This window comes from uncultured Clostridium sp. (genome assembly GCF_910588715.1).
In the GTDB taxonomy this organism is placed as follows: Bacteria; Bacillota; Clostridia; order Clostridiales; family Clostridiaceae; genus Clostridium.
In genome coordinates, this window is the sequence record NZ_CAJURG010000003.1 from 100200 (window position 1) to 126647 (window position 26448).

23 protein-coding genes and 1 other annotated feature are annotated in these 26448 nt (G+C 26.2%); of the genes, 2 read left to right on the forward strand and 21 right to left on the reverse strand.

Annotation, left to right across the window (positions count from 1 at the left end; translation table 11 throughout):
• The first annotated feature begins 159 nt into the window (after positions 1-159).
• Positions 160-717, forward strand: coding sequence for a CYTH domain-containing protein (locus QZ321_RS06960; protein WP_291746549.1), 558 nt, complete (start codon positions 160-162; stop codon positions 715-717).
• Between the two features lie 115 nt (positions 718-832).
• Here QZ321_RS06960 and QZ321_RS06965 read toward each other — a convergent pair whose 3' ends face one another.
• The 17 genes from QZ321_RS06965 to QZ321_RS07045 all read right to left on the reverse strand — a co-directional run bounded on the left by QZ321_RS06965 (position 833) and on the right by QZ321_RS07045 (position 20533).
• On the reverse strand, positions 833-1795 hold the full coding sequence (locus QZ321_RS06965; RefSeq protein WP_291746552.1) for a polysaccharide deacetylase family protein: 963 nt from the start codon (positions 1793-1795) through the stop codon (positions 833-835).
• A gap of 386 nt (positions 1796-2181) precedes the next feature.
• Complete coding sequence (locus QZ321_RS06970; RefSeq protein ID WP_291746554.1) at positions 2182-4104, reverse strand: FUSC family protein; 1923 nt, start codon at positions 4102-4104, stop codon at positions 2182-2184.
• Between the two features lie 357 nt (positions 4105-4461).
• Positions 4462-5295: a prephenate dehydrogenase gene (locus QZ321_RS06975; protein ID WP_291746557.1), complete on the reverse strand. Its 834-nt coding sequence runs from the start codon at positions 5293-5295 to the stop codon at positions 4462-4464.
• Between the two features lie 21 nt (positions 5296-5316).
• Positions 5317-6330 (reverse strand): 3-deoxy-7-phosphoheptulonate synthase, encoded by a 1014-nt coding sequence (aroF, locus tag QZ321_RS06980; RefSeq protein WP_291742431.1) that lies wholly within the window; start codon positions 6328-6330, stop codon positions 5317-5319.
• Between the two features lie 28 nt (positions 6331-6358).
• Positions 6359-6847, reverse strand: coding sequence for a shikimate kinase (locus tag QZ321_RS06985; RefSeq protein WP_291746560.1), 489 nt, complete (start codon positions 6845-6847; stop codon positions 6359-6361).
• A gap of 17 nt (positions 6848-6864) precedes the next feature.
• Positions 6865-7680, reverse strand: a complete 816-nt coding sequence (gene aroE, locus QZ321_RS06990; RefSeq protein WP_291746563.1) for a shikimate dehydrogenase — start codon at positions 7678-7680, stop codon at positions 6865-6867.
• 17 nt (positions 7681-7697) lie between these two features.
• The gene (gene pheA / locus QZ321_RS06995; protein WP_291746564.1) at positions 7698-8867 is read right to left on the reverse strand and encodes a prephenate dehydratase; all 1170 of its coding nucleotides are present in this window, start codon (positions 8865-8867) and stop codon (positions 7698-7700) included.
• Between the two features lie 135 nt (positions 8868-9002).
• Positions 9003-10073 (reverse strand): chorismate synthase, encoded by a 1071-nt coding sequence (gene aroC, locus QZ321_RS07000; RefSeq protein ID WP_291746567.1) that lies wholly within the window; start codon positions 10071-10073, stop codon positions 9003-9005.
• A complete protein-coding gene (aroA, locus tag QZ321_RS07005) occupies positions 10051-11346 on the reverse strand; it encodes a 3-phosphoshikimate 1-carboxyvinyltransferase (RefSeq protein WP_291746571.1) in 1296 nt (431 codons plus the stop codon). The genes aroC and aroA overlap by 23 nt, the downstream gene beginning before the upstream one ends.
• 13 nt (positions 11347-11359) lie before the next feature.
• Positions 11360-12409, reverse strand: a complete 1050-nt coding sequence (aroB, locus tag QZ321_RS07010; protein ID WP_291746576.1) for a 3-dehydroquinate synthase — start codon at positions 12407-12409, stop codon at positions 11360-11362.
• Between the two features lie 13 nt (positions 12410-12422).
• The gene (aroF, locus tag QZ321_RS07015) at positions 12423-13436 is read right to left on the reverse strand and encodes a 3-deoxy-7-phosphoheptulonate synthase (RefSeq protein WP_291742411.1); all 1014 of its coding nucleotides are present in this window, start codon (positions 13434-13436) and stop codon (positions 12423-12425) included.
• Between the two features lie 139 nt (positions 13437-13575).
• On the reverse strand, positions 13576-15003 hold the full coding sequence (gene cls, locus QZ321_RS07020) for a cardiolipin synthase (RefSeq protein ID WP_291746573.1): 1428 nt from the start codon (positions 15001-15003) through the stop codon (positions 13576-13578).
• 225 nt (positions 15004-15228) lie between these two features.
• On the reverse strand, positions 15229-15771 hold the full coding sequence (locus tag QZ321_RS07025; RefSeq protein WP_294196467.1) for an NADH peroxidase: 543 nt from the start codon (positions 15769-15771) through the stop codon (positions 15229-15231).
• 121 nt (positions 15772-15892) lie between these two features.
• Positions 15893-16435: an NADH peroxidase gene (locus tag QZ321_RS07030; protein WP_294196467.1), complete on the reverse strand. Its 543-nt coding sequence runs from the start codon at positions 16433-16435 to the stop codon at positions 15893-15895.
• A 390-nt stretch (positions 16436-16825) separates the two neighbouring features.
• A complete protein-coding gene (locus tag QZ321_RS07035) occupies positions 16826-19147 on the reverse strand; it encodes a histidine kinase dimerization/phospho-acceptor domain-containing protein (protein ID WP_291750397.1) in 2322 nt (773 codons plus the stop codon).
• The gene (locus tag QZ321_RS07040) at positions 19122-19832 is read right to left on the reverse strand and encodes a response regulator transcription factor (protein WP_294196469.1); all 711 of its coding nucleotides are present in this window, start codon (positions 19830-19832) and stop codon (positions 19122-19124) included. Before QZ321_RS07040 ends, QZ321_RS07035 begins: the two co-directional genes overlap by 26 nt.
• A 338-nt stretch (positions 19833-20170) precedes the next feature.
• Entirely contained in the window at positions 20171-20533 is a 363-nt protein-coding gene (locus QZ321_RS07045; RefSeq protein ID WP_291750014.1) for a YccF domain-containing protein, read from the reverse strand.
• Positions 20534-20737: 204 nt separating this feature from the next.
• Positions 20738-20996 (forward strand) — a binding site (T-box leader).
• Between the two features lie 140 nt (positions 20997-21136).
• On the opposite strand from QZ321_RS07045, the gene leuS reads away from it, so the two are divergent.
• Complete coding sequence (gene leuS / locus QZ321_RS07050; RefSeq protein WP_291750011.1) at positions 21137-23587, forward strand: leucine--tRNA ligase; 2451 nt, start codon at positions 21137-21139, stop codon at positions 23585-23587.
• A 137-nt stretch (positions 23588-23724) separates the two neighbouring features.
• Here leuS and QZ321_RS07055 read toward each other — a convergent pair whose 3' ends face one another.
• From QZ321_RS07055 to QZ321_RS07070, 4 genes are all read right to left on the reverse strand, one after another.
• The gene (locus QZ321_RS07055; protein WP_291750008.1) at positions 23725-24342 is read right to left on the reverse strand and encodes a VanZ family protein; all 618 of its coding nucleotides are present in this window, start codon (positions 24340-24342) and stop codon (positions 23725-23727) included.
• Positions 24343-24503: 161 nt separating this feature from the next.
• Positions 24504-24815, reverse strand: a complete 312-nt coding sequence (locus QZ321_RS07060; protein WP_291750005.1) for a hypothetical protein — start codon at positions 24813-24815, stop codon at positions 24504-24506.
• Positions 24816-24942: 127 nt separating this feature from the next.
• Positions 24943-25299: a DUF5658 family protein gene (locus tag QZ321_RS07065; protein ID WP_291743874.1), complete on the reverse strand. Its 357-nt coding sequence runs from the start codon at positions 25297-25299 to the stop codon at positions 24943-24945.
• A gap of 273 nt (positions 25300-25572) precedes the next feature.
• The gene (locus QZ321_RS07070; RefSeq protein ID WP_291750002.1) at positions 25573-26319 is read right to left on the reverse strand and encodes a hypothetical protein; all 747 of its coding nucleotides are present in this window, start codon (positions 26317-26319) and stop codon (positions 25573-25575) included.
• Positions 26320-26448: the final 129 nt, after the last annotated feature.

Here is a 26448-nt window from a genome sequence, read left to right on the forward strand (position 1 = left end):
TCTAATTGGATTTTATTGTATTATACTTAAATACTCTTATATTTTTCTACATACAAAATTATACATTATAATTTTACTACTATATTTTTATTATTTATATCTTTTATTATATAATATAGTAACTATAATTATTTTAAAAATGAAAGGAGATTTTACTTAATGAAAGAATTAGAAACAAGGATAATAGATATTAATGTTGATGACATTATAAATAAAATGAATATCTTAGGTGCAATTAAGGTTAAATCTGAAGACCAAGTTAATGAAATATATGACTTTGAAGATGGCAGACTTTTAGAAAATAAAGGGTATGCAAGAGTTAGAACCACTATTGATAGACTTACTGGAAAAGAAACTGTATTTATGACTACTAAAAAAATGTTAAGTCAAGGTACATTTAAAGTCATGGAAGAAAACGAAACTATTGTTGAAGATGGAGAAATGGCTAGAAGAATATTTAAATCATTAGGACTTATACTTCAAGAATCTATTTCTAAGTATAGAGAAAGTTATAAACTTAATGATTCTTTAATTGAAATTGATATTAATGATAAAAGCTTCTGTCCATTTCCTTATTTAGAAATTGAAACAACTTCTGAAGAAAGACTTGAAGAAATTTTAAAATTAATTGGATACACTTTAGCTGATACTACTTCAAAAACAATTTACGAGATTCTAGCCGAAAGAGGAATTGAAGGAAAAATTAAAGGAAGATAAATAAAAAAATTTTATCAAAATACCCTTTATAAAATACATTGATAAATTTTTGTATATTAAAAGAAGTTGTATTCATATTGAATTAAAAATTTTCAATATGGTACAACTTCTTTTTTTACTTAATGCTTCTAAATTCAAAACCCTTACTTTGGAAATATTCTATAATCCTTGGAAGAGCCTTAACAGTTTCTTCCTTACCATACGTATCATGCATTAATAAAACTATATTATCTGCATTAGGTCCTAATGATTCTACTGTTTCCCTAGTACATTGTAATAACTCATCGGCATTCTTTGTTTTACCTTCTGCATCTTTACTTAATGCATTCCAGTCCACATTGTATAATCCCTCTCTCTCCATTGCTTCTTTCATAGGAACACGACCTTCCCATGACCAATATCCACCAGGTAATCTAATAACTCTTGTAGAGAAGTCTTTTCCTAATATTTCTTTCATTGCATTCTCATTTTTTTCAAGGTCTGAAGTAATATTTCCCACATTCATAACTCTATTAGGATAAAGGTAAGAATAATTATGATCATATGTATGATTTCCTATTGCATGTCCTCTTTTAACTTCTTCTTTTAATAATTCCTTTGATTGCTCACTTTTATCAAGTGTAGAACCTACAATAAAAAATGTTGCCTTAACATTATATTTATCTAGTATATCTAATATTCTTGGAGTATTTGTTGTTGACGGCCCATCATCAAATGTTAAATATACAACCTTTTTTCCATCCGTTCTTACTGGATAATGCTTATCTCCCTTTAAAAGAGCTTTAGTATTTTCACTAACTATTGCTGCATCATCTGCATTAGGATCATCTTTAAATGATAAATAACCGCTATTATCTAAATTATTATTTTCTTTTTCGTTAACATCATTATTATTTTCTGTATTAGTACTTGTCCCATTTTGACTTGTACTATTATTTGCAATTTGTACATTTTTCTGTTTATCTTGAGAAATAAGCTTTGCTCCTAATACTCCACCAATTATAATAAAAACACATAATATTAAAATTTGTTGTTTTCTTTGTTTTCTCTTATTAGATTTTTTATTTGCTTGAATCATTATTTTATGTATTCCTCCCCATTTTATATAAATATAATTTTTTTCTAAACTTGATAAATATAAGATTCTAACATAAATCATATAAGTACCAAATTTAACCACAAAAGTATTACAAATTCGTATAAACTAATTCCCTATTAATTATAATAACATTTTATAGAGTAGCTTTCTAAATTTATTTTATATAATTTAATACTAATTTTATAAAAAAGATACTTTTGTAAGTCATACTTAAAATTATATTAGAATTATACCACTTTAGTAAACAATAAATATTATACAATATTTATTCAAAATAAATCCATATTATAAATATAACCATATAATTAATAAAACAAAAAATCTAGGATTGCATTACCTAGATTTTTTTATTTCATACTAAATTATTATATAGCTTCTTTATAAACTATTTTATTTTCACTCTTTAGTTCTTTTATCTCTGATAAAATTTTAATAATACTAGCAAAAATTATTTTTTTATTTATTTTATCAGCTGATTTTGCATGGTCTTCAATTGATCTTATTGTATCATTAATATTTACATCATCTATATTTGATAATAATTTTAAATCTTCAATCATATTTTTAATATCCTTAACGTCATTCATTCTTACTAATCTATGTAGTTGATAAATATCAATAATTAAAATTCTAAGCTTATCAAAATAACTATTATTTTCTTCTACAACATAATCAATATTATTAATAGCTAACCTTTCTTCTATCATTGTAGTTACAAGTAATAATGTATCCATTTCATGAGTATTATCATTTTTATTAATTGCTTCTTCATAAATTTTATCTAACATCTTAGTAACTACATCCTTATAAGTACATAAAAGCTCCTCATTTGCATTCTTTAATCTTACAGGCAATACAAATTTATTAATTATAATAGCTATTATGGCTCCTAATATAACAAATAACATTCTATCTATAGTTAAAACTACTGCACCTCCAGTAATTGCTGCAGCTCCTATAGCACTTATTGTAGTGTAAATAGTTCCATATTTATAAGTTGATGTGTATGATCTTAAATAACCAGCTACCATTATTATTAACATTCTGATTACCATACTTTTAAATATTGAAAATAATATGACTATTATAATTCCACCAACAAAGGTTGCAAACACTCTATCTTTTAATTTTTTCTTTGATAGTTCATATATAGGAATTATTATTGCAAATGCTGTAAAGTATATCCATCTACCTTCTGATAGCTTAAAATAATCTGCAATAAAAATAGAAAGAGTTATTCCTAATGCTGACCTGACTGCAAAAGAAAACTTTATTGATTTTGTATAAAATTCCTTCTTATGAATATTAATCATTTTATAGTCTTCTGGAATATCCTTAATAGTTTTTATAGTATTATAATTTTCCTTACCTAAGTCTTTTAATTCACTTAAAGATATATTTAACATATTAATACTATTTAATATTTCTAAATTAACTAAATCATAAACATTTTCTTTTTTATAGTTATTTATCATATTGCTTATAATATTAATAATACTTTTAAAGTCATCGCCTTTTTCTAAACTATTTTTTAATTCTTGCAAACAAAGTATTAAATCATTTACTAAATTTAAATTATTAATTTTTTCGTCTAATAAATTTGATAACTTTTCTAAAATTATAACAATATTTAATTTTATTCTTCCTTCTTCAGTTACATAAAAATCATCTTTCCTGTTATCATATATAATTTTTCTAAACTCGGTAGCATTACTCTTTATTGATTTATTCATATCTAATTTACTTGAATTATTGTTAATCTTTTTTATAATACTATCACAAATATTAATTATTAATTTATTTCCCACTTTAGTAGTTTTATCTTTATTAGAAATAATTTGCATTGCCATAATTAGAATTGGTGCTACTAAAAGCGAAAACAATCTTATTGGTAATTCTGAGATATTAACAGGTGCAGATGTCAAAAACATATATTGTAATGTAAAAGGTAAATATACTGGTGATTTTAAGTTATAATAAAATGTATAAGATATTATAAATATAGCTATAAAATTTATTGGTATAGCTAACCATATATTAAAACTAGCTAAATATGTAAGAACCCCCATGCCTAAATTAATAATAAATAATTTTAATAAATTTTTTACTGGTGAAACAGCAAGATTAATTTGAGTAAGCATTAATATTGCTGTTATACTTGTTACTCCTACAAGTACATTTTTATCTCCAAAAATCATTTTAAATGTTATTACAAATGCTATTATAAAAATATATAAAATAGTTTGTGATATAATAAACTTTTTAGTTATTTTTGATTTACCAGCCAAAATACTCTCTCCATTTCTTAATAAAAATTCACTTCAAATCTTGCCTTAAATATTACTTTATTTTTTATATTTTATTATTTAATATTAATAATTAAATTTACTTATATTTTTATCTTTTAAACAAAAAATTATTAATATTTTATTTTTAATAATAAAAATAACTTATCAAAATAATATCCCCCAAAATATTAAATTTATATAAAAATATATAATAATAAAAATAAATCTTTATATAACTCATCACTAAAAATTATAAATAAAAAAAGAAGTCATACTAATATTGAATTAAATAATTTCAATATAATACAACTTCTTTTTACTATTAAATTTACCTTGAAATAATATAATTTTTATATATTATAACCTTTCTCTCCTTAAAGAAGATTTAATAAATAAATTTTGTAGAGCTTCTTTGTCTTCATGCTCTAAACAATTTTTAATTTTATCTAGTTCCTCTTCAAAATTATAAATAGCTTTTAATAAATTTTCTTTATTCCCTAAAAATAATTGACTCCATAAAGCTTCATTAATATTTGCAATTCTAGTTAAATCTCTATAGCTATCCCCAATAAACTCTCCTGTATTTCTCCCTTCAACATCACTATTTATAAGTGCTACAGCTAAAGCATGAGGTAATTGACTTGTAAAAGCTATCATTTCATCATGGTATTTAGGAGATATTTTTTTCACATTTTTAAATCCCATTTTATATGCTAAATTTTCTATTAATTCTAAGTTTTCAGCTTTATTATTATCCGTAACTGTTATTAAAAAATTAGCACCTTTAAATACCTTATTTGTAGCATAATCTATACCCTTCTTTTCCCTCCCAGCCATTGGGTGGGCAAAAACAAAATCAATATTTTTAGGTAAAATGCTAGTTATTTCATCAATAAATAATTGCTTAATTCCTGTTACGTCTGTAATTATTGCACCATCTTTAAAATCTTCCTTATTATTAATTATAAACTTCTTAACTAAATTAGGATATACAGCTAATACAATTAAATCAGCAATTTTAATTATTTCTTTTTCGTCTGTATATCCTTCCTTAATAATTCCCAAAGATTTTGCTTTTCTTAATGTTTCTATATTATTATCTATACCATAAACCTCTGTGTATCCAGCTTCTTTAAGTGCCATTGCGTACCCACCACCAACAACACCAAGCCCAACAATAACTATTCTCATAACTCTTATAAAAATCTTTAATTAAAGATTTTTCCCTTCCATTTCAGCTAAAACTTTTATACTCTTCATTATTTCATCGAATAATTCTGGTTTTACTGATTGTTGACCATCACTTAAAGCATGTTGTGGGTCATTATGAACTTCTATCATAAGTCCATCAGCCCCTGCTACTATTGCTGCTTTTGCTAAAGGTTTTACTAAATGCCAATATCCTGAAGCATGACTTGGATCAACTATTACTGGTAAATGAGATAACTTTTTAACTACTGGTATTGCACTTAAATCTAAAGTATTTCTAGTATATCCTTCAAATGTTCTTATTCCTCTTTCACAAAGAATTACATTTTCATTTCCACCAGACATTATATATTCTGCACTCATAAGCCATTCTTCTATAGTTGAAGATAAACCTCTCTTTAAAAGTATAGGTTTATTAGTTTTACCAAGTTGCTTTAACAAATCAAAGTTCTGCATATTTCTAGCACCAACTTGAATTACATCAACATCTCTTACAAATTCATCTATATAATCAGTAGACATTATTTCTGTTACTATTGAAAGTCCTGTTTCTTCTTTTGCTCTCTTTAATAATCTTAATCCTTCAAGCTCTAAGCCTTGGAAACTATAAGGTGAAGTTCTTGGCTTAAAAGCTCCCCCTCTTAAAAAGTTTGCTCCTGATTCCTTAACTGACTTTGCAATTTCTATTATTTGTTCTTCACTTTCAACAGAACATGGCCCAGCCATAATTCCTAAATTATTTCCACCAATTAAAGTTCCATTTACATTAATAACTGTATCTTCTGGCTTAAATAATCTATTTGCCTTTTTAAAAGGTTCCTCAACTTTTAATATTTTATCTACTCCATCAAAAGTTAATATATTATTTGAATCTATACTTCTAGTATCCCCTACAACCCCTATTATGCAGAAAGTTTCACCTTGAGAAAGGTGGATTCCTAATCCGTGTTTAGTTAACTCATTTTTTACATCATCAACTTCTCTTTCACTACATTTAGGATTCATTACAATAATCATTTCTACCATTCCTCCATATTACTTAATTTTATATAAGATTTGAGATACTATTTACAACACTTTCTAAACTTCCTATGTTTTCAACTCTATAATCACAATACTTCTTATAAAGTTCATATCTTTCATCATATAACTTATATAATACTTCTTTACCATTTGCTAGTAAAGGTCTCTTTTCAACTTCTATATCATCTAAAATATTCTCAACAGGTCTATCAATAAAAACAACTAGAGAATTTTTCTTCAAATATTCTATATTTATTTCTTTTTTAATAACTCCTCCACCAGAGGAAATTATTGTTTTTTCCCGTGTTCCAAGTTCCATACAGGACTTAGTTTCTATATTTCTAAAATACTCCTCACCACTTTTAAATATTTCAGAAATAGTTTTGCCTTGCTTTTCTTCAATATAACAATCCATATCTATAAAATCATAATTCAATTTATCTGAAAGTAGTTTTCCTATTGTAGTTTTCCCACAACCTGGCAACCCGATTAATGTAATACTTCTTTTCATATCACTATTACTCTTTCTTAATTAAAATATTTTACTATATCATCATATACATAGCTTATTAATTCTTCATTTATTTCCCTATCATTAAATATAGATTGGCTTTTAACTGCCTGCCCAACTAACATAAGAAGCCCACCTAAGGCAAGCCTTCCCTCTTCTTCCGCTATCTGAAGAAATTTAGTTTTAGTTGGATTATATATTAAATCAATTGCTACTTCAAAATTTTTCATAATTTCATTATTAACAATTGCTTCATTAATATTAGGATACATTCCAACAGGAGTTGTATTAATTATTAAATCTCCTTTAATATCCCTTAACTCATCATAATTAATTATAGATATTTTTTTATTTTTATTATTTAAATCTATATTAATTGGGTTTCTACTTACTATATATATTTTTTCTATTTCATTATCTAATAAATAAGTAACTATAGCCTTACAAGCTCCTCCAGAACCTAAAATAACAGCTATCTTATTTTTTATAATTATATTCTTGCTTTTAATCATAATTTCAATTCCAAAATAATCAGTATTATATCCATAAAGCTTATTGTCTTTTAACATTACAGTATTAACAGCACCAATCCTAGAAGCTTCATCTGAAATATAATCTAAATATTTCATTATACTTTCTTTATATGGAATTGTAACATTAAAACCTTTTATTTTAAGTATCTTTATAGCGTCTACAAAATCACCTAATTTATCTTTTGGAATCTCAAATAACTTATAAGCACCTTCATCATTATTTTTTTCTAAAATTAATTTATTAATTTTGGGAGATAAGCTATGACTTAACCTTTCTCCTAGCAATCCGTAAAACTCCATTTAATCACCTCTCTATGTTAATTGTGAGTACTAACTCCTTCATAACACCCAAGAAGTTTAAAGTATTCACTTTTCTCTTCAATTAATTTAATTGCTTTTTTAACACCTTCGTTTTCTATGTTACCTTCAAAGTCTACATATAAAAGGTATTGCCAAGGCTCATTTTTACTTGGCCTAGATTCTATTTTTATCATATTAATATCATTTTCTGCAAAGTGTCTTAAAAGATTATATAAAGTACCCGCCTTATCATCTAATGAAAATACAACAGTAACCTTATTACATTCTTTATATGATTCAAGTCCTTTTCCTATTACAATAAACTTTGTATGATTATTATTCTTATCATTTATTTCTTTTTTAATTATATCTAATCCATAAATTTCTGCTGCTCTTAAACTTGCAATTGCAGCCTTTGATTTATCATTAACTTCCGAAATATACTTAGCACTTATGGCTGTATTGTGAAAAGGTATAAGCTTTAAGTTACTTTTCTTACTTAAAAATTCTCTACTTTGTTCAAATCCTTGTGGATGTGAATATACTTCTTTTATATCCTCAAGCTTACTTCCCTTAATTCCTATTAAGTTTTGATCTATTTTTATACACTCTTCTCCAACTATATAAAGACCATATTTAACTAATAAATCATAAACTGTAGTTATTGCGCCTGTAAATGAATTTTCTATAGGTAATACTCCATAATCAACTTCATTATTTTTTAAAGCTATAAATACATCCTCAAACTCTTCACAATCTATAGTTACGTGATTTTCACCAAAGTATTTAATCATAGCTTCTTCGCTAAAAGAACCCCTTACACCTTGATATCCAATTTTAATATTTACAAGATTCTTTTTATCCTTTTTAGCTGAAATATGTTTCTCTATAATATTTTTTTTATCCTTATTTTTGTTATACTTATTTATAATATCAGCTTGAAAGCTTCTGCTTAATTCCATTAAATTAATAAAAAACTTTTCTGTAAGCTCTGAATACTCCTTATTATTAAGCCTACTAATATTTTTTTTAATAACTTCAGCTTCTCGAGCTCCATTAAAAATTTGAATATTATTTTCAATCTTATACTTTGCTACATTTATTACTACATCCATTCTTTTTTCAAATAGCTCAACTAACTCTTTATCTATTTTATCAATTTCATTTCTACATTCTGAAAGATCCATTCTTCTCCTCCATTTTTGCTCTTTAGGTTATTTTTAAAATCTAACAAAATTTAAATTAGTATATAAAAATATTTTAGTATTTATATTTTTATAAAATCTAATTAAGTATTTTAATCTAACCTAAAGATAAACATATTACATCAATTCTAAAATTCCAATTGCAGTTACTGCTTCTATAACTGGAAGTGCCCTTTGTACAATACAAGGATCATGTCTTCCTTCTATACTTAACTTAGTTTCCTCCATTGTAGCAATATTAACAGTATTTTGTTCTTTAAATATTGATGCTGTTGGTTTTATTGCAACATTAAACACAATTGGCATTCCGTTAGTTATTCCGCCTAAAATTCCACCATTATTATTAGTTTTTGTTTTTATATTTTTTCCATCTAAATAATACTCATCATTAGCTTCAGAACCCCTCATTTTAGAAATATCAAACCCTTTTCCAAATTCAATTCCCTTAACTGCTGGTACTGAAAATATTAAATGAGCTAAAGTTGATTCTACAGAATCAAAAAACGGATTGCCTATTCCTGCATCTATCCCTAAAACAACACATTCTATAGTTCCTCCTATAGAATCCATATTCATTCTTGCATTAATAATCTCTTCTCTCATTGATTCTTCTAAACTAGAATTAATTAATGGTAACTCTTTTCCTTTAAATGACTTTATTAATTCTTCATTTAATTCTACATCTAAAAAGCTTTTATCTTTAATACTTCCTATAGAACTTACATGAGCTGAAATTATAATTCCTTTGCTTTCTAATATTTGTCTGCAAATAGCACCTGCAAACACAAGTGGAGCAGTTATTCTTCCAGAAAAGTGACCTCCTCCCCTATAATCATTAAATCCATTATATCTAATAGCACCAGTGTAATCTGCATGTCCCGGTCTCATTACACTTTTAAGCTTTGAATAATCCTTAGATTTAGTATTAGAATTTCTAATTATTGCACAAAGTGGGGTTCCTGTAGTTTTCCCTTCAAAATATCCACTTAATATTTCAGGTATATCTCCCTCTTTCCTAGTAGTTGATAATGGGCTTTTTCCCGGTGCTCTCCTTGCCATTTCATTAATTACCTTATCCATATCGACAGGAAATCCTGATGGTAATCCATCAATATTTACTCCTATAGCATTTCCGTGAGATTCACCAAAGATAGATATTCTTATATTATTTCCCCACATTCCACTCATGTACATTTCCTCCTAAAGCTTTAAAATCCTCAAAAAAGTTTGGATATGACTTTGCAATACATTCATAATCTTTTATTACTATTGGTTTTTCACAATTTGTAGAGGCTATGGCTAAAGTCATTGCTATTCTATGATCCTTATGACTCCATACCTCTACTCCACCATTTAATTTGCTAACTCCCTCAACTATCAAGCCATCTTCTTTTTCAATTATCTTAGCACCTAACTTATTTAATTCAGACGTCACTGCAAAAAGTCTATCACATTCTTTAATTCGAAGTCTTCCTGCATTTATTATTTTCGTTGTACCCTTTGATAATGAAGCTACTAATGTAAGAACTGGTATAATATCTGGGCATTGACTTCCATCAATTACTGTACTAATTAATTCTCCATTAACACTTCCACTTACTTTACCATTATTTGTATCAAATACAACATTCATTCTTTCTAGTATATCAATTATTTCTTTATCACCTTGAAGTGAGTTTAAATCTAAATCCTTACACAATACATCATTTCCTAAACTATCTGCACAAAGGAAAAATGCAGCTTGAGAATAATCTCCTTCAACTATGTAATTTCTAGATTTGTATTTCTGATTTCCTTTAATAATAAATTCTCTATAATTATTATTAATTATTTCTACACCAAAATCACTAATTGCCCTTAACGTTAAATCAATATATCCCTTAGATTCCATTTCAGTAGTAATTATAATTTTAGAATCTCCATTTAATAATGGTAATGTAAATAATAATCCAGTTATAAATTGCGAACTTACATTACCTTCTACCTCAAAAATTCCAGGTTTTAATTTACCATTTATGCTTAAATTTAAATTATTTTCTTCATAGGAATATTTAATTTGCTGTTTTTCAAATATATTATAATAAGTAGTTAATGGTCTTTTACCTAAATTACCCCTACCTATAAATTTACTATTACCTTCAAATAATAATGAAATAGGCACTAAAAATCTTAAAGTTGAACCTGATTCGTTACAATCAATAATTCTATTTTTTTGTAGACTTTCACCAGTTCCATATGCACCTATTACCTCAATATAATCCTTATGCTTAACTATTTTAGCTCCTAAAGAGTTCATTGCATCAATAGTTGCTATAATATCATCTGAATAATCTATATTTTCTATAATACATAATCCATCACTTAAAGAAGCACAAATAATAGCTCTATGCGCCATACTTTTTGAAGGAGGTATTTTAACCTCCCCCTTTAGCATTGATGGATTTACCTTTAAATCCGCCATAAAATCTCCTCTTTTATTCTTTAAAAAATTCTGCTGTAGTTTTATAAATCTTTGAACTTCCAATTTTATCTAAAATAATTACATTTAAATCATTACCTAACTTTTTCTTATCTAAATTAATTGCACTTAATGTTTTTTCAATATCAATATTTAAATTATAAGGAAGATTATATTTAACTAAAATATCTTTAATTCTTTTAGCTGTACCCCTTTTAGTTAATCCTTTTTCTTCACTAATCTTGCTTATTACATACATACCAATTGAAACACCTTCACCATGGCTGTATTTAGTATAATTATAATATTGCTCTATGGCATGACCTAAGGTATGACCAAAATTTAAAATCATTCTTTCGCCTTTGTCCTTTTCATCATTTTCCACAACCTGCCTTTTAATATCACAACATTTGTGGATAATTATCTCCATATTATTTTTTAACTGTTGATAATTTTCTATTTTTTCAAGATATTTAAATAATTCTTCATCTTTAATGCATCCATATTTAATAACCTCAGCCATTCCATCAACAAAAAATCTATTCTCTAATGTATTTAAAACCTCTGGATCTATCAATACACATTTAGGATGATAAAAGCTACCAACAAGATTTTTTCCCCTATCTAAATCTACAGCTACCTTGCCGCCAACACTACTATCAACTTGAGCTAAAAGTGAAGTTGGTATTTGTACAAAATCAATTCCTCTTAAATAAGTAGAAGCTACAAATCCTGCCAAATCACCTATAACACCACCACCTAAAGCAATTATCAAGTCACTTCTAGTTAAATTAAAATCTAAAAGCTCATTATATAGGCTTTGTAATGTATTAAAATTTTTAGTTTCTTCACCCGGCTTTAATGATAATAACTTAACTTCAAAACCATCATCATTTAAATTTTTACTAACTTTATCTCCATAATAATTATTCACATTATCGTCTGTAATAATAAATATTTTCTTACCTGTATATCTCTTTCCAATCTCTTTTGAAACTCTATTAATAATTCCTCTTTCAATTATAATTGGATAAGTCTTATCCTTTAAATCAACTATTAACTCCATATTGCTATCCTTTCTATATTTCACGTCCAACTGCTGATGCAATAACCCTTAAATCTTCCATTAATTTTGCAAATACATCTGGTTTTAATGATTGCTGTCCATCACATAATGCCTTTTGTGGTTCATTATGAACTTCAATTATAAGACCATCAGCTCCAACTGCAACTGCTGCCTTTGACAACGGTTCTACCATCCACCACTTTCCTGCGGAATGACTTGGGTCTATTACCACTGGTAAATGACTTAATTTTTTAATTGCTGGTACTGCACTTAAATCTAAAGTATTTCTAGTATATGTCTCAAAAGTCCTTATTCCTCTTTCACAAAGAATAACTTCTTCATTTCCACCTGCCATAATATATTCCGCACTCATAAGTAACTCCTCTATAGTAGCAGATAATCCCCTCTTTAAAAGTATTGGCTTATTAATTCTACCCAATTCTTTTAATAAATCAAAGTTTTGCATATTTCTTGCTCCTACTTGGATTATATCAGCTTTTTCAATAAATGTTTCTATATCATAAGGTGACATGATTTCTGTTACTATTGGTAACCCTGTTTTAGCTTTAGCTTCATTTAATAATTCTAAACCTTCAAATTTTAATCCTTGGAAACTATAAGGAGAAGTTCTTGGCTTAAAAGCTCCACCTCTTAAAAAACTAGCTCCATGCTTTTTAACCTCATTTGCAACTAAAGCTATTTGATCTTTATTTTCAACTGAACAAGGTCCAGCTATTACTGCAATTTTATTTCCCCCAATAGTATGTCCATTCACATCAATTACAGTATTTTCTGGATGAAATAATCTATTTGCTTTTTTAAAAGGTTCTTGAACATGCATTACTCTTTCAACATTAGGATTTGCTTCAATATATGATGGATCTATTTTTGTTGTATCACCAACCAATCCTAATATACTTACTTCCTTACCTATAACAGGATTTACTGTTACACCTAAAGCTTCTAATTCCCCTGTTAAATTGCTAATTTCTTTACTACTTGTTTTTGGTTTTAATATTACTACCATTTTAAATGCCCCCTTAGAATTATATAAAAAAGAGAACTCTTAATGAGCTCCCTATTATAAACTATTCTTTTAAACTATTTTACCATATTTTTACATTTTGTCAATGTTACCTTATGGTCTTATTTTACTTATATTAATTTTATAAAATAGGTGCTAATAATCTTATTAATGATTCTTTAATTTTTAAATTTCTAGATCTCTTATCATATTCTTCTTTTATAACTAATTTAGATTTTAATTGGTCTTCTAAAAATATATTTTCTTGTTCTTTAGCCACCTTTTCATTATAAATAAATGCATTTACTTCAAAATTTAACTTAAAACTTCTTATATCTAAATTTGCAGTTCCAATGCTACATACTTCCCCATCTGCAACAATTGTTTTTGCGTGTATAAATCCATTATCATAACGATATATTTTCACTCCGTATTCTATTAATAAACCAATATTAGCACTTAACATCCACTCCATAAAAAAATGATCTGGAGCCCCAGGAACTATAATTCTAACGTCAACTCCTGAAAGAGCAGAAATCTTTATTGCTTCCATCATTGGACTATCTGGCACTAAATATGGAGTTTGAATATAAACATAATTCTTTGCATTATTTATAATCTTCATATAAGAATTTTTAATATACTCTTCCATATGGTCTGGCCCAGAAGATACTATCTGAATTCCTACATCTCCAATTACATCTATATTGGGAAAATACATTGACATATTGCCCATTTTCTCTCCCGATGCATAATCCCAATCTAATATAAATCTTTTATTTAATTCACTTACTGCTTCTCCTCTAATCCTAATATGAGTATCTCTCCAAAATTTAAACTGCTTTCCCTTGTTAACATACTCATCTCCAACATTAAATCCACCAACATATCCAATTTTTCCATCAATAACAACTATTTTTCTATGATTTCTATAGTTTATACGCATATTAATATGAGGTAAAACACCTGGAAAGAATACAGAAATTTTTATTCCATAAGATTCTATTTCCCTAATTATTTTCTTAGTAATTTTTTTTGATCCCATGCCATCTATTACAAATCTTACTTCTACACCATCTTTAACTTTTTCTCTTAATTCTTTTATAAGTGATTTCCCTAATTCATCATACCTAAAAATATAATATTCTATATGTATAAAACTTTTTGCTTCCCTAATATCATTAAATAAATCCTTAAATTTGTCTTCTCCGTTAGTATAAATTTTAACTTCATTATTAGTAGTATAAATTGCACCTGAATGATTATAATTCATTAAAATTAAATCTTCATAGTTTTCATTTATTTCACTATCATGTATTGGTAAGTCGCCATTACTTTTTAATTTATATCTTTTAATTTTATCTGCAAGTTTTTTTTCTCTAAAAATTTTCTGTCTACTTAAATTTTGCCCTAACAATAAGTATAAAATAAATCCTATACCTGGTAATGCAATTAATATTATAAGCCATGCCCATGTTGTTGTAGGTTCTTTTCTTTCAATAAATACTAATGATAATGCAGACAATATATTTAGTAAAAAAAACATTGCTAATAATACTATATATGCCATAAATAATTAATTCCTTTCGCTCCTCATCCTCTTCCTATTATTATATATCAATAAAGTTCTAATTAATACCATATATATAAATTGAATATAAAAAAGGAGTCGTATTCTATTGAAATTTTTTAATTCAATATGAATACAACTCCCTTTTGTTATATGAAACTTTTGTTAAAATACTATATTAAGAAATTATTTTTATAAACTTCTTTTTATAGAAATTTTTATATTTTAAGCGAAGTATCTCTTTAATAATCCTTCGAAAGCTTTTCCATGTCTAGCTTCATCTTTACACATTTCATGAACTGTATCATGAATTGCATCTAAGTTTAATTGTTTAGCTAATGTTGCTAAATCTTTCTTTCCTTGAGTTGCTCCATGTTCTGCAGCTACTCTTGCTTCTAAGTTTGCCTTTGTATCAGCTACTACTACTTCTCCTAATAATTCAGCGAATTTTGCAGCGTGTTCTGCTTCTTCTATTGCTATTCTCTTATAAGCTTCTGCTACTTCTGGGAACCCTTCTCTATCTGCTTGTCTTGACATTGCTAAGTACATCCCTACTTCTGTACATTCTCCAACAAAGTTTGCTCTTAATCCTTCGATTACTCTTTCATCTACTCCTTGAGCAACTCCGATTCTATGCTCATCAGCAAATACTAATTCTCCAGCTTGTTCTACAAACTTATCAGCTCCAACATGGCATAATGGACATTCTGCTGGTGCTGTTTCTCCTTCATGAACATATCCACATACTGTACATACAAATTTTTTCATAATATTTTTCCTCCTAAATTTTCACTAACTTCATAATATTTCTTATATCTTTTCCATTATATAATACAATTAACTTATAATACTATAACTGCATAGTATTATTAACTATTTTTTTACAATTCTAAGCAAAGTATCTCTTTAATAATCCTTCGAAAGCTTTTCCATGTCTAGCTTCATCTTTACACATTTCATGAACTGTATCATGAATTGCATCTAAGTTTAATTGTTTAGCTAATGTTGCTAAATCTTTCTTTCCTTGAGTTGCTCCATGTTCTGCAGCTACTCTTGCTTCTAAGTTTGCCTTTGTATCAGCTACTACTACTTCTCCTAATAATTCAGCGAATTTTGCAGCGTGTTCTGCTTCTTCTATTGCTATTCTCTTATAAGCTTCTGCTACTTCTGGGAACCCTTCTCTATCTGCTTGTCTTGACATTGCTAAGTACATCCCTACTTCTGTACATTCTCCAACAAAGTTTGCTCTTAATCCTTCGATTACTCTTTCATCTACTCCTTGAGCAACTCCGATTCTATGCTCATCAGCAAATACTAATTCTCCAGCTTGTTCTACAAACTTATCAGCTCCAACATGGCATAATGGACATTCTGCTGGTGCTGTTTCTCCTTCATGAACATATCCACATACTGTACATACAAATTTTTTCATAATATTTTTCCTCCTAAAATTTTAATCAATCTATATAATTCATTTACTTAAATTCATTTTAATTATTTTTTATTTATTTGATTCCTTCGAATCACCTTACATTTATTATTATATAATAATAATTATTAATTACAAGTCTTTTTTTAAAATTTTTTAAAAAAATTTTCTAATTGATAATACATCTCAATTATTGTAATTACTATATTTATACACACTTAAACAGATACTGATTATCAATTGAAATAAAAGTATAAAATAAAGAAGATTTATTAAAATAATCCTTATATATTATTAATAAGAATTACAGATAATAAAAAAAGTTGAAGTATTTATATTGAATTAAAACATTTCAATATAAATACTCCAACCTTAATTAACCCTTATTATTATTTATTTTAATTTTATGATAGATTTAAATAAATCTCCATCTACTTCAATCTTAAAGCTTCCATTGTGAAGCTCAACTATACTCTTAGCAATGGCAAGACCTAATCCAGAACCTTCTGTGCTTCTTGAATCATCTCCACGTTTAAATCTATTAGTTATTTCATTTGTGTCAAAACTTAATTCATAAGCTGATATATTTTTCATCACTATTGTTACTTCATCATTTTCCTTAAACATATCAATATATACTCTAGTATTAGTTAAAGAATATTTAACAATATTAGAAATAAGATTTTCAAATACTCTATATAATCTTTTTCCATCACCATTTATAAATATCTTTTCATTAGGAATATTTAATTTAACTTCTAATTTACTTTCTATAAATCTTTCATCATTTTCTCCTAATGCTTGTTTTAATAATTGACCAACATCTATTTTAGTAATATTAAGTTCCATTGCTCCACTTGCTGCCTTAGAAGCTTCAAATAAATCCTCTATTAAAACCTTAAGCCTTTGAGATTTTTTATCTAATATGCTTACATAATCTCTAGCGCTTTCTGGCTCAATATTTTCTCTCTTTAATAAATCAATATAATTAATAATTGAAGTTAATGGAGTCTTTAAATCATGAGATACATTAGTTATAAGCTCTGTTTTCATATTTTCGCTTTTCATTTCATTTTCAACAGATTTTTTTAAGCCTTCTTTTATATTATTTATATCATGTGCTAATTCCCTAAGATGTCCTCTTCCCTTTTCATCAATCTTATAATTTAGTTTTCCTTCTGCTCCTGCTTTTACACCAACCATTATTTTATCTAGATAAACTAAATTTTTAATTAATAGGACAATATATACAATTGTTAATATTAGCCCTGCTAGTACTCCAATTGGCCATATATATAATACTGCTGACATAAAGAATAAGAATAATCCTATTACAATATATAAAGATGTCATTATTAATAAGGTTCTTATTATAGATCCTCTCTTCATTACATCACTTAAATAGTTCCAAATTCTAATTGTAATATTGTTGCTAAACAATGTTCTTTCATTATAATTATCTATTATTATTCTAACTAAAAAATAAAAAATAGCTACAATTATAGTTAACCAAACTATTGAACTTAAATTTAATCTAATTATATAATTATTATAACCATTATTATAACTATACTGTATATTACTAGTGATATTCCACATAATCCAAGCTAATATTGCAACTCCAACTTTATATTCAATAGGATAAATCTTAAGTTTATTTATTATTTCTTCTATAAACTTTGATTTTACCTTATATTTACTCAAATATCTTATACTAAAAATTAATAATACAAAGAATATTATAAATAAAACACAAGTTAAATAAAATCTATTTTCATTTTTCTTAATCCCCATAAAGCTTTCATAAATTACATCTCCTGCTTTAAGCTCCTTTGGCATCCATATATATAAAGTTACATTATGCTTATCAGTATCATCGTATTCATAAATAGATTCTTGAGTGTTCATACTTTCATATGAAGAAAATCCAATATAACTAAATCTATTATGACGATTTCTAAACTTATTTAAATTTTTATTAAATCTTTTACCATTTATAAATATTTTTTCTATTATATTTCCGTTGTAATCAATATTTATTTCTTGAAAATATCTACTATTAGATATAATTTCATTAGGATTAATTTCAGCTCCACCAATCCAAACATCATTTATTTTATCATAAGACCTAAAATTTAAATTTACATAAGATTTTATTTGATTATATAGATCTTTTTCACTATTAGTTTTTCTATTTAAAACATAATCTCTTAATTCTTCATCAGTTAAATTATACTTTTGATTTATTTTCTCTTTTTCTTCATTTAAAATCTTTTCCTGTTGTTCATAAGTTAAATTATTAAAGCTATTATCAGTGTATTTTTCATTTCTATAATTTTCATATTCACTATCTGCTTTATTCTTTAATTCTTCTTTACATATTTCTAAATCATTTTTAGTTATATTATCTTTATTTTGAGTATAGTCAGGTGATTTATAATATAATGAATATCTTTCTACTAAATTATTATAATTATATATATTCTCATCAATTTCAGTTTCGGTATATATTTTGCTTGGTATAACATTTCTCAAATTATCTTTAATTTCTAATCCTGATAATATTGTAAGAGATAATAATATAGCAGTTAAAATATAAATTATATAATTTTTATTACTATTTTCATTAAATATTCTCTTACGATTTACCTTTTCTTTTTTTAACTCTAAATTATCCTTATTCTCTTTATTAATATTTTTCAATTTTATATCCAATTCCCCACACCACCTTTAAATATTTAGGATCTTTAGGATTTATTTCAATTTTTTCTCTAATCCTTCTTATATGAACTGCCACAGTGTTTTCAGCATTATAACTTGGCTCTTTCCAAACCCTTTCATAAATTTCATCTATTGAAAATACTCTACCTTGATTTTTAAGTAACAATTCTAATATTCCAAACTCAGTTGCTGTAAGCTTTATTGATTCACCATCTACTAAGACTTCTTTAGTGTCTTGATTTAAAGAAAGCCCACCACTACTTATTATTGATTGTTCCTCTTCTTTATTTTGACCACCATAATTTCCAAAAACAGTATACCTTCTTAATTGTGATTTAACTCTTGCTATAAGTTCTAATGGATTAAATGGCTTAGTTATATAATCATCTGCTCCCATATTTAAACCTAATATTTTATCTGTATCTTCAGACTTTGCTGAAATTAAAATAATTGGTATATTCTTTTCTTGCCTTATTTTCATTGTTGTTCTTAATCCATCCATCTTTGGCATCATTATATCCATTAAAATAAGATGTATTTCCTTTTCCATTAAAGCTTCTAATGCCTCTACCCCATCATAAGCCTTAATTACATTAATTCCTTCATTTCTTAAGTATATATCAATTGCATCAACAATTTCCTTATCATCATCTACTACTAAAACATTATTATTTATCATTTCTCAAAACACACTCCCTTCATAAAGTACTATTATACCATGGCAATTAATTTATATTTATATACTAACAAATAAGTCTTACAAAAAATTTATCATAATTATTAAGAATTTATTAAGACTTATTTTCCTAAATTAATATTTAAGCATAAAACTACTATTACTTAATTCTTTAACGCATTATCTATTTTTCAATTTAAAATGTTATATGATTTAGCACAATTTAATTAAAAAATATAGGCAATTTAGATATTATATTAATTAATATAATATCTAAATTGCCTATACCATTAACTACTCCTAATTCATAAGAATTTAATTTAAAATTTACTTAAAATTAGTTATCTAATTTCTTTTCCAAAAGGCATTAATGATAACTTAGCCATTTTTAAAGATTGTATTGCAAAAGGTATTCCAATAATAGTAATAAATAAAAATAATGCACTAATTAAATTTGTAATACATAATTCTAATCCACCAAATATTATCCATAATATATTCAATATAAGACTTCCACTACCATCATTTACTGTAACTACATCTTTGCCAAAGGGTGCAAGTTGAAGTTTTGCCATCTTAAAGCATTGTAATCCTACTGGTATTCCTATTATGCTAATACACCAAAGTATTCCTACCAATAGCCAGCCTAAAGCTCCAATAAATCCTCCAAATATAAACCAAATTATATTTCCTAAACACGACATACTCTCACTCCTAATTTAATTTTGTAATAAGGAATATACTTTATAAATTATATCTTTATACAACTATAAATATCAATAATGATTTACAGTGCTTTACTTCTTACTATAATGTAATTTATTAATTTTTCTCATATAACTTCAAAATATACACATATCTTGACTTCATCTAACGAATTACTATATAATTAATTATTATTTAAATTATTAACTGCTTTGAAAAGGAGTAGTACTATAATATTGTATTCTTAAGAGAGCTGTTGGGTGCTGTAAAACAGTGTTACATTTATAGGAACTTGCCTTGGAGCTTACTTGTTTAGAAGCAAGTACGGGATCCCCGTTACGGATTTAAGTGAGAACTATTTAAAATAAAAGAAAATCATAAAATATCATTAATCATTTTCTTTTATCTAAAAATTAGTTCTAATAAGAGTGGTACCGCGAAATATATCCTTTCGTCTCTTAATTGAGATGAAAGGATTTTTTTATATATTTTTATAAAATTAGGGAACAATTATTTAAATGAAAAGATAAATTTTATATATATTTAAATTGATTTATAATTTTAATATATTGTTCTCAATTATTTAAGGAGGATTTAAGAATATGAGTAACTACGGAACTGCTATAGATAAAAAATGGCAAAAGAAGTGGGAAGAAACTGAACTTTACAAATTTAATCCAGATGCAGAGGGAGAAAAACTTTATGTTTTAGAAATGTTCTCTTACCCATCAGGAAGCCAATTACATGCTGGTCACTGGTTTAACTATGGACCTGTTGATTCATGGGCAAGATTAAAGAAGATGCAAGGATATAATGTATTCCAACCAATGGGCTTTGATGCCTTTGGTTTACCAGCTGAAAACTTTGCAATTAAAACTGGAATTCATCCTTGGGATTCTACTGAAAAAAATATAAAAACTATGGAAGAACAATTAAAAGCTATGGGTGCAATGTTTAACTGGGAAAATGAAGTTATAACATGTACTCCTGAATATTATAAATGGACTCAATGGGTATTCTTACAATTACTAAAAAATGGATTGGCTTACAGAAAAAAAGCTCCTGTAAACTGGTGCCCATCTTGTAATACTGTTTTAGCTAACGAACAAGTTGTTGATGGTGCTTGTGAAAGATGTTCAACAGAAGTTACTAAAAAAGATTTAACTCAATGGTTCTTTAAAATCACTGAATACGCTGATGAATTATTAGAAAAATTAGATACTTTAGATTGGCCTGAAAAAACAGTTGCTATGCAAAAACATTGGATTGGAAAATCTACTGGTGCTGAAGTTAACTTTAAAGTTAAAAATTCGGATATTAACTTTAATGTTTTTACAACAAGAGTTGATACATTAAATGGTGTTACTTATGTTGTTTTAGCCCCTGAAAATCCATTAGTTGATGAGTTAACAACTTCTGAAAATAAAGCTGCTGTTGAAGAGTATAAAGAAGCAGCAAAAAAACAATCTGATATAGAAAGACAATCTCTTACAAGAGAAAAAACTGGTGTATTTACTGGTTCATATGCTATAAATCCTATAAACGGCAAGGAAGTTCCTATCTGGGTAGGTGATTATGTTCTTGCAACTTATGGTACTGGTGCTGTTATGGCTGTTCCAGCTCATGATGAAAGAGACTATGCTTTTGCAACTAAATTTAACTTACCAATAGAGCAAGTTATAACTAATAAAAAAGGTGAAAAAATTGAATTACCATACTGCGAATATGGTGTTTTAGTTAACTCTGGTGAATTTGATGGATTAACTACAGAACAAGCTAAGGAAGCAATTGTTGAAAAATTAGCTAAAAATAATTTAGGTTCTGCTAAAGTTAATTACAGATTAAGAGATTGGCTAGTTTCAAGACAAAGATATTGGGGTGCTCCTATTCCAATAATATATTGTGAAGATTGTGGTGCTGTTCCTGTTCCAGAAAAAGATCTTCCTGTTGAATTACCATACAATGTTGAGTTTGCACCTGATGGTAAATCACCACTTGCTAAATGCGATGAATTTATTAATACTACTTGTCCTTGTTGTGGCAAACCAGCTAAAAGAGAATGTGATACTTTAGATACATTCGTTTGCTCTTCTTGGTATCAAATGAGATATGTAGATAACAAAAATACTGAAATTGCTTTTGACAAAGAAAAAGTAGATAAGATGCTTCCAGTTGATAAGTATGTTGGTGGTCCAGAACATGCCTGTATGCACTTATTATATGCAAGATTTATAACTAAAGCTTTAAGAGACATGGGATATTTAAGCTTTGATGAACCATTTAAGAGCCTAACTCACCAAGGACTTATCTTAGGTCCAGATGGATTAAAAATGTCTAAATCTAAAGGAAATACTATATCTCCAGATGATTATATTAAAGAATATGGTGCAGACGTATTTAGAATGTACTTAATGTTTGGATTTGCTTACACTGAAGGTGGAGCTTGGAGTGATGATGGTATTAAGTCTGTAGCTAGATTTGTAGATAGAATCGAAAGATATTTAACTATTTGTAGAGAAGCTATTGAGTCTGGAGATAACAATAAAGATACTATGGATAAAGCAGAAAAAGAATTAAACTTCTGGTTAAATAACGCTATTAAAGGTGTTACTGAAGATAGTGAAAAAATGCAATTTAATACTGCCATTGCAAGAATGATGGAGTTTATAAATGCATTATCTAAGTATGTTCAAGAAAAAACTAAAAACTTAGCATTTTTAAAGACTGTATGTGAAAGCTTTATTAAAATTTTAGCTCCATTTGCACCTCACTTTGCTGAAGAACAATGGTCACTATTAACTGGTAAATATTCAGTATTTAATGAAGCTTGGCCAACATTTGATGCTAAAGCTTTAGTTAAAGATGAAATTGAAATAGCTATCCAAGTTAATGGTAAAATTAAAAACAGAATTAATGTTGCTTCTGACTTAAACGAGGAAGGAATTAAAGCTGCTGCTTTAGCTGATGAAGCAATAATCTTAGCTACTGAAGGAAAAACTATAGTTAAAGTTATTGTTATTAAAGGAAGACTTGTAAATATAGTTGTAAAATAAGTGAAAATTTAAATTTAATTATTTAAACTTTCAACAACTAAGAAATTGACTTTCTTTTAAAACATAATCTATATAAAAAATAAAGACTATATCAAATTAATTTACACACCCGTAATTTTTGATATAGTCTCTTTTTATTAACTTAAAAATACACTAATAATTGCAATTAAAATATATAAATACGGTCCATATTTTATAATTGAACACTTCTTGTTATGAGCTTCAAATACTGTTTTACTTGAAATATTTTTAAATATTTTACTTGCTAATTTAAATATAATAAACCCTAAAGCTGTTCCTAATGTATTCATTATTAAATCATCAACATCAGTTGCCCTAATAGTAAATAATTGTCCAACTTCAATAATCAATGAAAATAAAAATCCTGCAAGTACTGTTGGTAAAAAACTTCTAAACTCTTTCCAAAGTGTTGGTAATAAAAATCCAAATGGCATAAAAAATATTATATTAAGTATAGATGAAATTTCAATTCCACTACTAAACGGTATAAAATTAAGTACAGGATAAAATATTGATCTACCAGACATTATTACTCTTTCTAAATCACTTAATACTGGAAATCCAACTATATCTTTTAGTGATATTACAAGATATAACATGAAAAGGTATCCAAACAAATAATGTTGCCATCTTACTTTAAATTTATTCTTAGTATCATTTCTTTTTAAAATAATATTAAAAAAGGTTAATACTGCCATTGATAATGTGATTGATAATATATAACCTTCTATCATACTAACTGCCCCCTTAGAATTAAACTTCAATAATGTTAGTATAATACTTAATACTTAAAATACCTTTTCAAAATTCTTAAAATATTATTACAAATAATATATTTTTTACTCATATTATTCAATTTCAACTTAAATAAATAATATTAAAATACCTTTAAGTTTTATAACTTTTTTAAAATAACTTCTTCATTTATATTAGGATTTGGTAATGTTATTATATCATCTACAATGTTTTCTGGTAAAACTCTTATACTCTTATCATCTTCATTTTCATTACTAACCACATTATTATCATCACTTTCAATAATTAAGTTACTTTTATAATTTTCTTTAAATAAATCTTTATTATCTTCTATAATAACTAATTTACCTTTATCTTTGGGCTTATTATTATTTGATATATTAATAATTAAACCTAATACAAAAAATATGGATATAGCTAAACTTAAATATTTATACTTTTTTAACTTCACTATAATAATCAACTCCCTTTATATAAGATTATTAACTCACATATTAATTATTACATAAGATATATATATTCTAATAAAGCTTAATATAATAATGTTTAATTAAAATTTTATTTTTATTGCATTCATATTACTTTAAATATATAACTAAATTCACTAAATGACCTATATTCATTAAAATATATGCTCCAATTAATACCTGACCTATTAATATTGATCTCTTTATTTGAGTAATATTGGCATTTTCACTTCTCCAATACCAAAAAATCAATAATAAAGCTGCTATACCTATCTTAAAAAAGTATGGCTCTAATCCATATAATAAAGGTCTTAAAAATTTATTCGTATCATTAAATAAATCAGGAACTTTCCATAATAAAATCTTCGTAAATATTAATTCCACAATATTTAATGCATATAAAGCAATTAAAAATTTTCCTAACTTTTCTCTCTTATTTCCTCTTATATCTATTACTTCACACTTCATAAACCATACCTCAAACAAAATTAATTTTTAAATACTTTATAATTATATTATTTCCATTTTATGTAAATAAGTCAATATGTTTATTCCTTTTTTTAATTTGATAATAAAAAAAGTGCAAAGGGGGAGAGACCTGCACTTTTCTTAGTAAAACATATATTTAAATTATTAGGGGATACCTATAATATTGCCATCTTTCAAAATCTTAAACATAATTTTAAACATTTTTTGTAAAAAATAAAATAATCTTCATAATTAACTATGAAGATTATTTTTCTAAATATTATTTAAAACGCCCTTAAACTCTTCTAATACTTGAGATACCAAATTTTCATCTAACTTTTCATAACTATCCAAAAGATTAGATTCCTGTATTGCTTCAAATGCTTTTCTACTTGATTTCATCCAATTTTCTGGGATATAAACCCATACTATTTCTGTATAGCTACAACTTAATAAAAAGTGTTCCATTCCAAAGAAACTATACTCTTCAATTTCATGAAGTTCATTAAACCTTTTATAATCATCAACTATTTGTGATGTTATCTTATATTCATAAATATCAGCATAGAAGAAATCAAACTTTGTGCTTTCTGCCTCAAATGCATCACAACAAATTATCTTTATCTTTGGATTTTTAGGAAAATTACTATAATATAAATCTATAATGTCTTGGCTAATCTCGTAAACAACTACTTCTTCCACTTCAGACTTTTTAGCAATTTCTTCTACAACATATCCAAGTCCTAAGCCTACAACCCCAACCTTTCCCTTTGCCATTTTTATAGCAAAATAAGATGCCTGTATCTCTAGTGGAGTTAATCTCATCCAAATATGACTAGGTCCATGTAGCTCTAGTATTTCTACATCATATTCATCTTCTATTTTATATAAATAGCCCTGAACTTTTCCCTTCAATCCATTAATAGCTTTTATTTCATAATCACCAATTTTATTTTTATTTATTTTACCATTATATTCATTCATCTTGTCCAAAACATAACTTTTATCAAAAGGCTTCAAACTTAACAATCCTTTCTTTACAAATTAATAATTTATTTTAACTTAAACATTATGTTAAATAATACTTTATTTATAAAAATACAAATGTTAAATTATTATATTTATAAATAATAACTTCTACACATTTTA

Bases quoted from the DNA above. Each gene is read 5' to 3' on its own strand.
- QZ321_RS06960 (WP_291746549.1), top strand. From the start codon at position 160: ATGAAAGAATTAGAAACAAGGATAATAGATATTAATGTTGATGACATT.
- QZ321_RS06965 (WP_291746552.1), bottom strand. From the start codon at position 1,795: ATGATTCAAGCAAATAAAAAATCTAATAAGAGAAAACAAAGAAAACAA.
- QZ321_RS06975 (WP_291746557.1), bottom strand. From the start codon at position 5,295: ATGAGAATAGTTATTGTTGGGCTTGGTGTTGTTGGTGGTGGGTACGCA.
- aroF (WP_291742431.1), bottom strand. From the start codon at position 6,330: ATGATTATTGTAATGAATCCTAAATGTAGTGAAAGAGAAGTTGATGAT.
- QZ321_RS06985 (WP_291746560.1), bottom strand. From the start codon at position 6,847: ATGAAAAGAAGTATTACATTAATCGGGTTGCCAGGTTGTGGGAAAACT.
- aroE (WP_291746563.1), bottom strand. From the start codon at position 7,680: ATGGAGTTTTACGGATTGCTAGGAGAAAGGTTAAGTCATAGCTTATCT.
- pheA (WP_291746564.1), bottom strand. From the start codon at position 8,867: ATGGATCTTTCAGAATGTAGAAATGAAATTGATAAAATAGATAAAGAG.
- aroC (WP_291746567.1), bottom strand. From the start codon at position 10,073: ATGAGTGGAATGTGGGGAAATAATATAAGAATATCTATCTTTGGTGAA.
- aroA (WP_291746571.1), bottom strand. From the start codon at position 11,346: ATGGCGGATTTAAAGGTAAATCCATCAATGCTAAAGGGGGAGGTTAAA.
- aroB (WP_291746576.1), bottom strand. From the start codon at position 12,409: ATGGAGTTAATAGTTGATTTAAAGGATAAGACTTATCCAATTATAATT.
- aroF (WP_291742411.1), bottom strand. From the start codon at position 13,436: ATGGTAGTAATATTAAAACCAAAAACAAGTAGTAAAGAAATTAGCAAT.
- cls (WP_291746573.1), bottom strand. From the start codon at position 15,003: ATGGCATATATAGTATTATTAGCAATGTTTTTTTTACTAAATATATTG.
- QZ321_RS07025 (WP_294196467.1), bottom strand. From the start codon at position 15,771: ATGAAAAAATTTGTATGTACAGTATGTGGATATGTTCATGAAGGAGAA.
- QZ321_RS07030 (WP_294196467.1), bottom strand. From the start codon at position 16,435: ATGAAAAAATTTGTATGTACAGTATGTGGATATGTTCATGAAGGAGAA.
- QZ321_RS07040 (WP_294196469.1), bottom strand. From the start codon at position 19,832: ATGATAAATAATAATGTTTTAGTAGTAGATGATGATAAGGAAATTGTT.
- QZ321_RS07045 (WP_291750014.1), bottom strand. From the start codon at position 20,533: ATGTCGTGTTTAGGAAATATAATTTGGTTTATATTTGGAGGATTTATT.
- leuS (WP_291750011.1), top strand. From the start codon at position 21,137: ATGAGTAACTACGGAACTGCTATAGATAAAAAATGGCAAAAGAAGTGG.
- QZ321_RS07055 (WP_291750008.1), bottom strand. From the start codon at position 24,342: ATGATAGAAGGTTATATATTATCAATCACATTATCAATGGCAGTATTA.
- QZ321_RS07065 (WP_291743874.1), bottom strand. From the start codon at position 25,299: ATGAAGTGTGAAGTAATAGATATAAGAGGAAATAAGAGAGAAAAGTTA.